The following is a 13,632-nucleotide window of genomic DNA, read 5'->3' on the forward strand; positions in this document are numbered from 1 at the left end:
ACCTGAACACGGCGGACCGGGAGATTGTACGGACAAAGCAGCCCCGCGCGGCCTGCGGCCCCTTGGTGGCGCCCCGGCCGAGGCCCGAGGAGGTCATGCCCGCCATGCCCGTCATGCCCGTGCGCCACACCAGCCCGCTGGTCCTCAGTATCGCCGCCGTCCTCGCCGCAGGCACGCTCACCGCCTGCGGCGGGGGCACCGGCAGCGACCCCGACACGATCAAGATCGCCTTCCCGAAGGACACGGACAACAAGGTCACCGTCCGGGACAACTACGTCAAAGACATGGCGAAGGAGTTCGAGAAGAAGAACAAGGGCAAGAAGGTCAAGATCATCCCGATCCAGGCCTCCGCGCAGGACTACGTCACCAAGCTGCAGCAGATGATGCGCTCCCCGAAGACCGCACCCGACCTGGTCTACGAGGACACCTTCCTCATCAACTCCGACATCAAGAGCGGCTATCTGCGCCCGCTGGACGACTACATCGGCAAGTGGGACGACTGGAAGCAGTTCGACTCCACGGCCAAGACGGCCGCCAAGGCGCAGGACGGCAAGATCTACGGCGTCCCCGACGGCACGGACACCCGGGCGCTGTGGTTCAACAAGAAGATCTTCAAGAAGGCCGGGCTGCCCGAGGACTGGAAGCCCAAGACCTGGGACGACGTGCTCGATGCCGCCCGTACGGTCAAGAAGAAGGCCCCGGACAAGATCCCGCTCAACGTCTTCACGGGCAAGGCGGTCGGCGAAGCCGCGGCGATGCAGGGCTTCGAGATGCTGCTCTACGGCACCGGGAAAGACCCGCTCTACGACCCGAAGTCGAAGAAGTGGGTCAAGGGCAGCAAGGGCTTCAAGGACAGCCTCGACTTCGTCAAGACCGTCTACGGCGACGACCTCGGTCCCGAAGTCGACCAGGCCCTCAGCCCCACCATCCAGACCAAGGTGGTCACCGACCTCCTCCCGAAGGAGAAGCTGGCGATCGCGATCGACGGTTCCTGGCTCGGACAGCAGTGGATCAAGACGGGCGGCAGCCCCTGGCCCGAGTGGGACGAGACGATGGGGATGGCCCCGATGCCCACCCAGAACGGTGAGGCACCGGGCGAGACCAGCATGTCCGGCGGCTGGACATGGTCGATCCCCCAGAAGTCCAAGAACCCGGAACTGGCCTGGAAGATGATCCAGCACATGCAGAGCCAGAAGAACGCGGTCGAGTGGTGCGTGCGCGGTGCGCAGATCGCCGTACGCAAGGACGTCGCCGCGGACCCGAAGTACCTGAACTCGATGCCGGGCATCAAGTTCTTCACCAAGCGGGTCGAGCACACCGAGTACCGTCCCACGCTGCCGGTCTATCCCCAGGTCTCCACCGCCATCACCGAAGCCATGGAGTCGGTGACGACCGGGGACTCGTCGGTCGGCGAAGCCGCCAAGTCCTATGACGAGCAACTCGAGTCGATCACGAACGGAGCTGTCGTCAAGAAGTGAGCGCCACCGACCTCGCCGCCGTCGGCAAGGAGGTCCCGGGGCGCGGAGGACAGCCCCGGGACCAGCGCCACGTACGGCGGCAGAACCCGTGGCGCTGGATGCCCATCGCCCCCGCGACCGTCCTGCTGCTGCTCTTCCTCGCCGGGCCCATCGCCTACTGCGCGTACATCGCCTTCACCGACATGCAGCTGACAGGCCAGGCCGAGGCGTCGTTCGTCGGCTTCGAGAACTTCACGAAGGCCTTCGGCGACGAGAACTTCCGCAACTCCGTACTGCTCACACTGGTCTTCACGCTCATCTCCTCCATCCTCGGCCAGAACACCCTGGGCCTGGCGCTGGCCTCCCTGATGGCGCGCTCGACCAAGGCCATCCGGTCGATCACCGGCGCCGTCGTGATCAGTGCCTGGGTGCTGCCGGAGATCGTGGCGGGCTTTCTGCTCTACACCTTCTTCAGCAAGGAGGGCACGCTCAACGAGATTCTGGCCTGGCTCCATCTGCCGTCCCAGAACTGGCTGTTCACGCTGCCGATCATCGCGGTCTCCTTCGCCAACGTGTGGCGCGGCACGGCCTTCTCGATGCTGGTCTACTCGGCGGCGCTCTCGGAGATCCCCAAGGAGGTCACCGAGTCCGCGGAAGTCGACGGCGCCGGCTCGTGGCAGCGGCTGTGGCACATCACGCTGCCCATGATCCGCCGTTCCATCGGCACGAACCTGATGCTCAACACCCTCCAGACGCTCTCCGTCTTCGGGCTGATCTGGGCGATGACCCGCGGCGGGCCGGGCAACCGCAGCCAGACGCTGCCGATCTTCATGTACGACCAGGCGTTCAACAAGTCCCTCATCGGCTACGGCACGGCGGTGGCGCTGCTTCTGCTGGTGGTCGGTGCGCTGTTCTCGGTCGTCTATCTGCGCCTGATGCGCGAGGAGGTCTGAGGACACATGACCGCGATCCCCAGCACGACCGGCGCGGGCGCCGGCAGCGGTACGGGCGCAGGCACGGGCGCGGCGAAGGCACCGGCCGTGCCGCGGCGTCCGCTGCGCCCGGGCCGCTCCCTCAGCCGCACCACGCGTCAGCGGCTCGCCGCCGACCTCGGACTCCTCGTCGTCGTAGGGGCGTTCATCCTGCCCCTGGTGTGGCTCCTCTTCGCGTCGGTCGACACGGACCCGTCGATGAAGGTCGCTCCCCCGTCGGGCCTCACGACGGACAACTTCTCGAACGTACTGACGGACGAGATCACCTTCACGCCGATGATGAACAGCCTGCTGCTGTGCGGCAGTGCGACTTTGATGACGGTCACGGCGGCGGCCCTGGCGGCCTATCCGCTCTCCCGTTACAAGGCCCGGTTCTCACGCCCGTACCTGCTGACGATCCTCTTCAGCACGTGCCTGCCGATCACGGCCGTGATGGTGCCGGTCTACGGGCTCTTCGTGCAGATCAACCTGATCGACACGATGCACGGCACGTCCTTCTTCCTCGCCACGTCCCAACTGCCCTTCGCGGTCTGGCTGATGAAGAACTTCATGGACGGCGTGCCGATCGCGCTCGAAGAGGCGGCGTGGACGGACGGCGCGAGCTGGTTCCAAGCGCTCACCAAGGTGATCCTGCCGCTGATGGGCCCGGGCTTCGCCGTGGTGACCGTCTACAGCTTCATCCAGATGTGGGGGAACTTCTTCGTCCCCTTCATGCTGCTCATCAGCCCGGAGCAACTCCCGGCGTCCGTCAGCATCTTCACCTTCTTCGGCAACCTCGGGTCCATCGCCTTCGGCGAACTCGCGGCGTTCTCGATCCTCTACTCCACGCCCGTCCTGCTGCTGTACATCCTCATCGCGAAGCGGCTGGGGGGCGGCTTCACGCTGGGCGGGGCGGTCAAGGGCTGAGGCCCGTCTACGCTACGGCTGACGTGGTCGCCCGCCGGCGCGGGCCGCGACCGCGGCAGCCGTAGCGCTACGGAAGGTACCGGCCATGTACACGCCGCGAGTGTTCCTGTGGCTTGCAGGAATCGCAGGGTTCGCGCTCACCGTCGTCTTTCTCTCCGCCGGAATGCTCGCACCCGGAATCGCCTGCCTGGTCCTCGCCCTCACCGCTCCCGGAGCGGCCGAGGTGTACGCCGACCGCAAGAGGCAGAACGACCAGTTCGCCTCGGAGTTCGGAACCTTCGAGGACTTTCGCCGGTCGGTCGACGTCGATGCCGTGCGCCGACTGCGAGCCGAGGAGGGTGTGGCGGCAGCGGTACGGAGCCTGAAGAAGCAGTATCCGCAGCTGCCGCTGTCCGCAGCGGCGCGGCTCGTCAAGGAAGTGTGACGAGCGGCACCGGCTTGTACGGAACGCACCGGCCCGGCCCCGGTCAGTAGACCGATTCCGCCTCGTCCATGCGGTCCTGCGGTACGCGCTTCAGCTCGGTCACCGCGTTCGCCAGCGGCGTCATGACGATCTCGGTGCCGCGCAGCGCCGTCATCCGGCCGAAGTCGCCCCGGTGTGCCGCCTCCACCGCGTGCCAGCCGAATCGGGTGGCGAGCACGCGGTCGTACGCGGTGGGTGTGCCGCCGCGCTGCACATGACCGAGGATGACCGGCTTGGCCTCCTTGCCCAGCCGGTACTCCAGCTCGCTCGCGAGCCGGTTGCCGATGCCGACGAAGCGCTCGTGGCCGTACTGGTCGATGACGCCCTTCTCGTACGGCATCGAGCCCGCGGCCGGGTGCGCGCCCTCGGCGACGCAGATCAGGGCGAACTTCTTCTCGCGGGAGAAGCGCTCCTCGACCATCTTCACCAGGTCGTCCACCTCGAAGGGCCGCTCCGGGATGCAGATGCCGTGCGCACCCGCGGCCATGCCGGCCTCCAGGGCGATCCAGCCGGCGTGCCGCCCCATGACCTCGACGACCATGACGCGCTGGTGCGACTCCGCGGTGGTCTTGAGGCGGTCCATGGCCTCGGTGGCGACACCCACGGCGGTGTCGAAGCCGAAGGTGCGGTCGGTGGCGGAGATGTCGTTGTCGATCGTCTTGGGAACGCCGACGACCGGAAGACCCGCGTCCGCGAGCATCCGGGCGGCGGTCAGGGTGCCCTCGCCGCCGATGGGGATCAGGGCGTCGAGGCCGAGGCGGTCGATGAGCTCCTCGGAGTTGTCGCATGCCTCGCGCAGCCGGTCGCGCTCCAGGCGGGCGGACCCCAGGATGGTGCCGCCGCGGGCCAGGATGCCGGCGACGTCGTTGGTGTCGAGCGGGCGGTAGCGCCCGTCGAGGAGCCCCGTGAATCCGTCCTCGAAACCGATCACTTCGTCGTTCCGGTCGTGAACGGCGCGGTGGACCACGGAACGGATCACGGCGTTCAGACCGGGGCAGTCGCCGCCTGCCGTGAGGACTCCGATGCGCATGGGGGTTCGCTCTCCTGGTCGTCTCTCGGCCCGCACCGTGCGGGCGCTCCTTACTGCTCTGCTGGCCTTGCTGCTCTGCTGGTCCTGGCGGTGAACCGTCCGCAGACGAATCGAGCCGTGCCGAGTGTTTCATGTGTTGAACGCACCCCGCACCGCCCGTCCGCCCACCGGACCCCTCCTGCCGATGTCCTCCCGCTCTCCTGCCCGCTCGACGGGCCCGCTCACATCGCTCCGCGGGTACGGTCAAGGACGTGGGGGTTCTGCGGGGTTCCGCGCTTGCGGATATCAGGCGAATCCCCCCGATCACCAACTATTCCACGGCCGGACGACCGGACCGTCCGCTCGGCGACGAGAGGAAGAACACCCGTGCCCCGCAGTGTCTACGTGACGGGAATCGGCCGCGGCGACGGCCGCCAGGTCGTCGAGCTGGGAGTCATGGAGCTCCTGACCCGGCGGGTGGACCGCGTCGGGGTGTTCCGTCCGCTCGTCCACGACGGCCCGGACCGCCTCCACGAGCTGCTGCGCAGCCGCTACCGCCTCACGCAGCCGACGGACAGCGCCTTCGGCATGCACTACGAGCAGGCGGCGGCGCTCCAGGCGGACCGCGGCGAGGACGAACTGGTCTCGGCCCTCGTGGAGCGCTTCCACTCCGCGGCGGCCGGCTACGACGCCGTACTCGTCCTGGGCACCGACTACGCCGGCACCCAGCTCCCCGCCGAGTTGGCGCTCAACGCCCGTCTGGCCAACGAATTCGGGGCGTCGGTGCTGCCCGTGGTCTCCGGAAGGGACCAGAGCGCCGAATCCGTCGCCTCGGAGGTGCGCAACGCACACCACGCCTTCACCTCGCTCGGCTGCGACGTCGTGGCGATGGCCGCGAACCGCGTGCGCGGCACCGAGCGTGACGAGGCCGCGCGCCTGCTCGCCGGCACCGGGCTCCCCGAGCCGGTCTACGTACTGCCGGAGGAGCCCGCGCTCTCCGCGCCGACCGTCGCGCAGGTACGGGACAAGCTCGGCGCCGAGATGCTGCTGGGCGAGCCGGCGGCCCTCGCCCGCGACGTGCGGGACTTCGTCTTCGGCGGAGCGCATCTGCCCGTCTTCCTGCCCGCCCTGACCGAGGGCTGCATGGTGATCACCCCCGGGGACCGTGCCGACCTGGTCGTGGGGGCCCTCGCCTCGCACGCCGCCGGCTCCCCCGCCATCGCCGGGGTCGTCCTCACCCTCGGCGAGCGGCCCGGGCCGGAGACGATGGCGCTCGCCACCCGGCTCGCGCCGGGCACGCCGGTCCTGGGGGTGTCCGGCGGCTCGTTCCCCACGGCGGCGGAGCTGCTGGCGCTGGAGGGCAGGCTGACGGCGGCCACGCCGCGCAAGGCCGAAGTGGCCCTCGGCCTCTTCGAACACCACGTCGACACGCGGCAGTTGGCGGACCGGCTCGCGGTCGTACGGGGCGAACGCGTCACACCGATGATGTTCGAGCACCAGCTCGTCGAGCGTTCCCGCGCCGACCGCCGGCACATCGTGCTGCCGGAGGGTGCCGAGGAGCGGGTGCTGCGCGCAGCGGAGGTGCTGCTGCGCCGCAACATCTGCGATCTGACGCTGCTGGGCGAGCACACGGCCGTACGCAGGCGGGCGGCGGAGCTCGGCATCGACCTCGCGCTCCTCGCCGAGGACGAACTGCCCTCCACCGCACAGGCGTCCGCACGGATCGTGGACCCGCAGACCTCTCCGCTGCGTGAGCGCTTCGCCGAGACGTACGCGAAGCTGCGCTCCCACAAGGGCGTCACCTTCGAACTCGCCTACGACGTCGTCGCGGACGTCTCCTATTTCGGGACGCTGATGGTGCGCGAAGGCCTCGCCGACGGAATGGTCTCCGGCGCCGCGCACTCCACCGCGGCGACCGTCCGCCCCGCCTTCGAGGTGATCAGGACGAGCCCGGACGCCTCGATCGTCTCGTCGGTGTTCTTCATGTGCCTGGCCGACCGCGTCCTCGTCTACGGCGACTGCGCGGTCAACCCCGACCCCGACGCGCAGCAACTCGCCGACATCGCCGTCCAGTCGGCGGCGACGGCCGCCCGCTTCGGTGTCGAGCCGCGCATCGCCATGCTGTCGTACTCGACGGGGACCTCCGGATCGGGTGCTGACGTCGACAAGGTGCGCGAGGCGACGGAACTCGTACGGGAGCGCAGGCCCGACCTGCTGGTCGAGGGGCCCATCCAGTACGACGCGGCGGTCGAGCCCTCGGTCGCGGCGACGAAACTGCCCGAGTCGAAGGTGGCGGGCCGGGCGACCGTGCTGATCTTCCCGGACCTCAACACCGGCAACAACACCTACAAGGCGGTGCAGCGTTCGGCGGGAGCGGTCGCTGTGGGGCCGGTGCTCCAGGGCCTGCGCAAGCCCGTCAACGACCTGTCGCGGGGTGCGCTGGTCTCCGACATCATCAACACGGTCGCGATCACCGCGATCCAGGCCCAGGGTGACGGCACGGGCGGCCCCGCGCCCGGGTGAACCGGCGGCGGGCGCCGGGTCCGACGGGTCCGCCGGGTCCGCCGGACAAGGCGATTTCGCGGATCATCCCCTGCCGGCGAGGGGCGGCGGGAGCCGATCGGCTCCGGTACAGGGTCCGTTGGGGTCGCTCGTGGCCCGGCCCCGGCCCCGGCCGCAGGTGCGCGCCCGGCGACGGCGGCACCGCAACGTACGCGGCATCCGGGCCGAGCGGTCCGGCCGGCGCGGGGCGCGGCGACCGGAACGGGCCCGCACCGGCCGGCCCGGAACCGACCCGAACCAGCCGGCCCGGAACCGGGCACCACCACCGCGCGCGGTCTCGCGCACCGCGGCGCTATCGTCGTGCGCGTGCCACGCCGGTCCCGCCGGCTCGTCCCCGCAGGACCTCGCAGAAAGCCGAGCAGCCCTTGAGCGCCACCCACGTCCTCGTACTCAACTCAGGCTCCTCCTCGGTCAAGTACCAGCTGCTGGAGATGGCGGACGGCTCGCGGCTGGCCGCCGGAATCGTGGAGCGCATCGGCGAGAAGCAGTCCCGTCTCGTGCATTCCCCACTGGCTTCAGAAGGTGAACGCCGGGAGCGCGTCGAGGAGTTCGCGGATCACGACGCCGCGCTGAGGGCGGTCTCGCAGGAGCTGGAGGCGGACGGCTTCGGTCTGGAGGACCCCAGGCTGGCCGCGATCGGGCACCGCGTGGTGCACGGCGGGCAGACCTTCACACGGCCGACGGTCGTCGACGACGCCGTGCTCGCGGAGATCGAACGGCTCATCCCCGTGGCACCGCTGCACAACCCGGCCAATCTGACGGGCATCACCACCGCTCAGTCGCTCAACCCCGATCTCCCGCAGGTCGCGGTCTTCGACACCACCTTCCACACGACGATGCCGGAGCACGTGGCCCGCTACGCGATCGACACCGCGACCGCCGACGAGCACCGCGTACGCCGCTACGGCTTCCACGGCACGTCGCACGCGTACGTCTCCCGGAAGACCGCCGAGCTGCTCGGCAAGGACCCGTCCGAGGTCGACGTGATCGTGCTGCACCTCGGCAACGGAGCCTCCGCCTCCGCCGTGCGTGCGGGCCGCTGCGTGGACACCTCGATGGGCCTGACCCCGCTTGAGGGCCTGGTGATGGGTACCCGTTCCGGCGACGTGGACCCCGGCGTCGTCTTCCATCTCACGCGGGTCGGGGGCATGTCGGTGGACGGGGTCGACGAGCTGCTGAACAAGCGGAGCGGGCTGGTGGGCCTGTGCGGTGACAACGACATGCGGGAGATCCGCCGTCGCGTCGAGGAAGGGGACGAGGCGGCGACGCTCGCCTTCGACATCTACATCCACCGCCTCAAGAAGTACATCGGCGCCTACTACGCGGTTCTGGGCGGCGTCGACGCCGTGGCCTTCACCGCCGGGGTGGGCGAGAATTCCGCTCCGGTACGGCGGGCCGCGCTGGAGGGCCTGGAAGCGCTGGGCCTGTCCGTCGACGACGCGAGAAACGAAGCGGAACCGGAGGACACGGCGCCCGCCGAGGCCAGGATCGTCTCGCCCGACGGGGCCCCCGTCACGGTGGCCGTCGTACCGACCGATGAGGAACTGGAGATCGCACGGCAGACCTATGAGCTGGTCAGCGAGGCGGGCTCCGCGGCTCACAGCTGACCCCGTGATCCACTTCACCCCCGATACGTTCCGCCTTTGAACAAACCGTTAGGATCGTCCTCATGCGCCGTTCCAAAATCGTCTGCACCCTGGGCCCAGCCGTCGACTCCTACGAGCAGCTGAAGACGCTGATCGAGGCCGGCATGAACGTGGCCCGTTTCAACATGAGCCACGGCAGCCAGCCCGAGCACCAGGAGCGGTACGAGCGCGTCCGCAAGGCAGCCGAGGACACGGGCCGTGCGGTCGGTGTGCTCGCCGACCTCCAGGGCCCCAAGATCCGCCTGGAGACCTTCGCCGAGGGGCCCGTGGAGCTGGTGCGGGGCGAGGAGTTCACCATCACCACCGAGGACGTCGCGGGCGACAAGACGGTCTGCGGCACCACCTACAAGGGCCTGCCGGGCGACGTCACCAAGGGCGACTCCGTACTCATCAACGACGGCAACGTCGCCCTCCAGGTCACCGAGGTGGACGGCCCCCGGGTGCGCACCATCGTGATCGAGGGCGGCGTGATCTCCGATCACAAGGGCATCAATCTTCCGGGCGCCGCGGTCAACGTGCCGGCGCTGTCGGACAAGGACGTCGAGGATCTGCGCTTCGCCCTGCGCATGGGCTGCGACATGGTGGCGCTGTCCTTCGTACGGGACGCGTCCGACGTACGCGACGTGCACCGGATCATGGACGAGGTCGGCCGCCGCGTCCCGCTGATCGCCAAGGTCGAGAAGCCGCAGGCCGTGGCGAACATGGAAGACGTGGTCATGGCCTTCGACGGCGTGATGGTGGCCCGCGGCGACCTGGCCGTCGAGTATCCGCTTGAGCGGGTGCCGATGGTGCAGAAGCGCCTGATCGAGATGTGCCGCCGGAACGCCAAGCCGGTGATCGTCGCGACGCAGATGATGGAGTCGATGATCACCAACTCCCGCCCCACGCGCGCCGAGGCCTCCGACGTCGCCAACGCGATCCTCGACGGCGCGGACGCGGTGATGCTCTCCGCGGAGTCGTCCGTCGGGCAGTACCCGGTCGAGACGGTCAAGACGATGTCGAAGATCGTCGAGGCGGCCGAGGAGGAGCTGCTCAGCCGCGGCCTGCAGCCGCTGGTGCCGGGCAAGAAGCCCCGTACGCAAGGCGGTTCGGTGGCACGCGCGGCAGCCGAGATGGCGGACTTCCTGGACGGCAAGGCACTCGTGGCCTTCACCAAGTCCGGCGACACGGCACGGCGGCTCTCCCGCTACCGCGCCTGCCAGCCGATCCTCGCCTTCACGACAGAGCCGGAGACGCGCAACCAGCTCACCCTGAGCTGGGGCGTGGAGACGTACGTCGTGCCGCACGTGCAGCACACCGACGAGATGGTCGAACTCGTGGACGCGGAGCTGCTGAAGCTCCAGCGCTACGACGCGGGCGACACGATGCTCATCACAGCGGGCTCCCCGCCCGGCGTCCCCGGCACCACGAACATGGTGCGGGTGCACCATCTGGGCGGCACCCAGGGCTGACCCGCGGCCGGCGGGCGATCAGGGCAGCCGGCTGGGCGGACGGCACACTCGCGGACGAAGGGCACGCGGACAACGAGCGCGGACAACGAGCAGGGCCCGCGGCCTCCTTGAGGTCGCGGGCCCTGCTGTGTGCGCGGCTCCCGGATGTTTCGGCTCCCGGATATGAATGCGGCGGTGGCCTCACTCGATGGTGTTGCGCAGCCCCGGCACGGTCAGGTTGCCGCCGAACTGCCCGGCCTGAGTCACCTCGACGTTGGTGAAGTAGGCCTCGGGAATGTTCAGCGGCGGCGGGTGCTCGGGGTCGAAGACGATCGGGATCAGCCCGAACAGGTTGCCCTTGAGCTTCTCCGTGTACATGGTGACCTGGCCGCCCTTGACGGTGGACGTGGAGCCCTTGGCGGCCCGTACGTGGTACTGGGTGCCGTTCGGGCCGTCCACGATCTGGTGCAGGTCGCCGATGTCCACGCTGCTCGCCGTGAACTTCAGGGCCTGCTTCGTCTTCCCGTCCGCGGTACGGATGTTGACGACACCCTTGTAGTCCAGGCCGTGCAGACCGAGGGAGCTGGCCTTCAGCGTCCACGGGTCGTTGGGCAGCGTGTTCGGAGTCTGCTCGTCCTTTCCGGCGGACTTCTTCTCCTCGACGCAGGGGAAGTCCTTGCCGTCCTTGCGGGCGGTGGACTTGCCGCTCTCCTCCTCGGGCACCAGCTCGTCTGCACCCTTGCCGACCCGCTCGGCCTTCTTGCCGAGCTTGTCGGTGGTGTCCTTGAGGCCGTCGCCGACCTTGCCGAGGGCGTCCCCGGCAGGCTTGTCCGCCGTGGCGGAGGGCTCCGACGAGCCGGTGGATCCGGAGTCCGAAGAGCCGGAAGAGGCCTTCTCCTCTTCCTCCTTCTCCTCGGCTTCCTTCGCCTTCTTCTCCTCGGGGGTGAGGATGTCGCCGATCGCGTCGCCGACACCGCCCAGGAGGCCGCCGTCGTCCTCGTCCTCCTCCTCGTCCTCGCCGGGCTCGGACGGGGACGGGCTGGGCTCCGGGTCCTCGGACCCGCCGCCGCTGCCGCCACTGCCGCCGGACGGGTCCGACGGGCTGGGCTCGGGCTTGGAGGAACCGGAACCGGGCTTGGACCCGTCCTGCTCCTTCTCCTCCTCGGCCTTCTCCTTGGCTGCCTCTTCCTTCTCCTTCTCCGCCTTCTCCCTGGCCTTCTCCTCCGCGTTCTCGTCCTTGTCGGGCTGAGACACGCAGGCGCCGCCCTTGAAGGGGTTCTTGGGCAACGGCTTGGCGTTGGCCAGCTGAGGCGTGAACCCCATCCCCATCAGGACCGCAGAGGGCATGGCCGCGAGGGCAATCGCCTTGCCCGCGGGGACATGCAGGCGGTTCAGCAGTGGCTTCCTCGGTGCCGCGTGGCGCGGACCGATTCTTCCACGGCCGGCGTCGGACGCTTCTTGCGCCGACGGCACCGCCTCCTCATGAACCTCGTCACCCGGCACGGTGCCTCCCGTTCCCGTGGTTCGCATCGGCTCCGGTCGACGAAGCCGTTCCAAAGACTGAAAGGTCGTCCTGGGCCGTACCCGTCAGACGTCCGCTGCCCGAGTCCCTGTCCGCTTCTGCGGGCGACGAGGAGTACGTGGGGCTCGAAGTCGCCCTGCCGGCGGACGCGTTGCCGGCGTCCTCGGGCTCGTCGGCATCGGCCTCACTCTTCGTCAGCGGCTTCCCAGGAGCCCATGCGACGCCGAGCGCACCACCGATCAGCCCCAGCAGGAAACCGATCATGTAGCCGCCGAAGTTCGAGACGACCAAGGCGACCAGGACCAGCAGAATCGCCGCGATACCGGCGAAGACCCGTGAATGGGGCTGGAACCACATCGTGAGCCCGAGTACGACCAGCAGGACACCGATGATCAGCGAGCCTGCACCCGCGGTCGTCGACATCCGGATCGTCAGGGAACCCAACGTGAGGTTGTGGTACGGGACGTACATGATGGGAATACCGGCGAGCAGCGTCAGCAGCCCGCCCGTGAACGGGCGCTGTCCACGCCAGTCCCGGAACGAACTGCGCTTCTGGCCGAATCCGGTCGTCAGCCTTTGTCGCGTCTCGGCGCTCATGTCGTACAGCTCCTCGGGACTGGCACAAAGCTTGCGTTGGTGGAGCAGACCGGACGGGTGCGGGGCGGCAAGGAGCAGCCGCGCCACACCCGTCCGGTCAGTGAGTGCGTGTCAGTAGCACTCGTTCTTGCCTTTCTTCACGGCCATGTGAAGGCCGCTGAGCTTGAAAGTACCGGCGGTGGTCGCCCAGGCGCGCTGCTTGACGTCCGTGAACGTCGCGCTGTCTGCCTGCTGGGCGAATGAACTGCCCGAGTACTTGTCGCCCTTGTTCGGACCGGGGCCCTTCGAGGTGCTGTCAGCCGCGACGCCGATGTCGATGTTGTTGAACGTGGCGTTCGCGCCAAGGTCGTCAGCATCGATGTAGAGCTTCTTGGCCTCGACCGGTCGCGCCGCGTCGGCACCCGCAGTGAGCTTCATCGTCACGTCGCCGAACGCCGGAACCGGCACTACGACGGACTGGCAAAGATTCCTGATCTTCGCCTCGTTGAAGCCGACCACCGCAACGGGCTTGTTGCCGGCCTTGGTCGAGTCGACGGCCCCGTACTGGACGAAGCCCTTGCCGTCCAGACGGTCGGCGGTGACCTTGAACTGCTGGCCGGAGACGCTGAACGACGCCGCCAGCGCACCCTGCGAAAGTGCCACACCTATCGCTGCGGTGGCAGCGACACTCGGCACCATGACGACGGCGAACCGCTTCCATCTGGTCCCGCCACGAGCCAGGGACTCCATGACTTTCCTCCTTCTCGGACGTACATCTCCGGCCTGGACGAACCGCTCCTGAACGGCCCGCTCCCTGACCTGGGATGGGAGAAGTGCTACGTCCTCGGGAAGGAGAGCGCCGTCATCGACAGACGTACGGATACGTCACGTCCGAGCTGTCGGCGATCACCCCCGAGCGACAACCACTGGCCACGCTCTCGCGCAACCTGCTTTGTTCGGACAGGCCCTGCCTGTTCGGCAGAGACCCCCCTGTCCGGAAGACCGGCGGTGGTGCTGGGTGGGGCTGAAGCTTGCGTGCCGGTCTGCTCGGTGGGGATCCAATACCTGC

The 13,632-nt window shown here is 68.7% G+C and carries 11 protein-coding genes; 7 read left to right on the top strand and 4 right to left on the bottom strand.

From position 1 onward, the window contains the following. The first annotated feature begins 95 nt into the window (after nucleotides 1-95). The 4 genes from ACSMXX_RS08300 to ACSMXX_RS08315 all read left to right on the top strand — a co-directional run bounded on the left by ACSMXX_RS08300 (nucleotide 96) and on the right by ACSMXX_RS08315 (nucleotide 3,779). The gene (locus ACSMXX_RS08300) at nucleotides 96-1,478 is read left to right on the top strand and encodes an extracellular solute-binding protein (protein WP_473183385.1); all 1,383 of its coding nucleotides are present in this window, start codon (nucleotides 96-98) and stop codon (nucleotides 1,476-1,478) included. 98 nt (nucleotides 1,479-1,576) lie between these two features. Further along, entirely contained in the window at nucleotides 1,577-2,410 is an 834-nt protein-coding gene (locus tag ACSMXX_RS08305) for a carbohydrate ABC transporter permease (protein ID WP_473184694.1), read from the top strand. A 6-nt stretch (nucleotides 2,411-2,416) separates the two neighbouring features. Continuing rightward, nucleotides 2,417-3,355 (top strand): carbohydrate ABC transporter permease, encoded by a 939-nt coding sequence (locus ACSMXX_RS08310; RefSeq protein WP_473183386.1) that lies wholly within the window; start codon nucleotides 2,417-2,419, stop codon nucleotides 3,353-3,355. Nucleotides 3,356-3,440: 85 nt separating this feature from the next. Next, entirely contained in the window at nucleotides 3,441-3,779 is a 339-nt protein-coding gene (locus tag ACSMXX_RS08315) for a hypothetical protein (RefSeq protein WP_473183387.1), read from the top strand. Between the two features lie 43 nt (nucleotides 3,780-3,822). Here ACSMXX_RS08315 and ACSMXX_RS08320 read toward each other — a convergent pair whose 3' ends face one another. Next, nucleotides 3,823-4,848 carry an ATP-dependent 6-phosphofructokinase gene (locus ACSMXX_RS08320; RefSeq protein ID WP_473183388.1) on the bottom strand — a complete coding sequence of 342 codons (1,026 nt, stop codon included), beginning with the start codon at nucleotides 4,846-4,848 and terminating at the stop codon, nucleotides 3,823-3,825. Between the two features lie 366 nt (nucleotides 4,849-5,214). On the opposite strand from ACSMXX_RS08320, the gene pta reads away from it, so the two are divergent. The 3 genes from pta to pyk all read left to right on the top strand — a co-directional run bounded on the left by pta (nucleotide 5,215) and on the right by pyk (nucleotide 10,486). After that, nucleotides 5,215-7,350 (top strand): phosphate acetyltransferase, encoded by a 2,136-nt coding sequence (pta, locus tag ACSMXX_RS08325; protein ID WP_473183389.1) that lies wholly within the window; start codon nucleotides 5,215-5,217, stop codon nucleotides 7,348-7,350. 404 nt (nucleotides 7,351-7,754) lie between these two features. Next, nucleotides 7,755-8,996 carry an acetate kinase gene (locus tag ACSMXX_RS08330; protein WP_473183390.1) on the top strand — a complete coding sequence of 414 codons (1,242 nt, stop codon included), beginning with the start codon at nucleotides 7,755-7,757 and terminating at the stop codon, nucleotides 8,994-8,996. A 62-nt stretch (nucleotides 8,997-9,058) separates the two neighbouring features. Beyond that, nucleotides 9,059-10,486 (top strand): pyruvate kinase, encoded by a 1,428-nt coding sequence (gene pyk / locus ACSMXX_RS08335; protein ID WP_070035350.1) that lies wholly within the window; start codon nucleotides 9,059-9,061, stop codon nucleotides 10,484-10,486. Between the two features lie 180 nt (nucleotides 10,487-10,666). On the opposite strand, the gene ACSMXX_RS08340 is transcribed toward pyk, so the two are convergent. From ACSMXX_RS08340 to ACSMXX_RS08350, 3 genes are all read right to left on the bottom strand, one after another. Further along, the gene (locus tag ACSMXX_RS08340) at nucleotides 10,667-11,812 is read right to left on the bottom strand and encodes a hypothetical protein (protein ID WP_473183391.1); all 1,146 of its coding nucleotides are present in this window, start codon (nucleotides 11,810-11,812) and stop codon (nucleotides 10,667-10,669) included. 145 nt (nucleotides 11,813-11,957) lie between these two features. Continuing rightward, nucleotides 11,958-12,584 (bottom strand): DUF6114 domain-containing protein, encoded by a 627-nt coding sequence (locus ACSMXX_RS08345; protein WP_473183392.1) that lies wholly within the window; start codon nucleotides 12,582-12,584, stop codon nucleotides 11,958-11,960. Nucleotides 12,585-12,695: 111 nt separating this feature from the next. Next, nucleotides 12,696-13,313: a DUF6230 family protein gene (locus ACSMXX_RS08350; RefSeq protein ID WP_473183393.1), complete on the bottom strand. Its 618-nt coding sequence runs from the start codon at nucleotides 13,311-13,313 to the stop codon at nucleotides 12,696-12,698. Nucleotides 13,314-13,632: the final 319 nt, after the last annotated feature.

It is taken from the genome of Streptomyces sp. DSM 116795 (assembly GCF_055792905.1).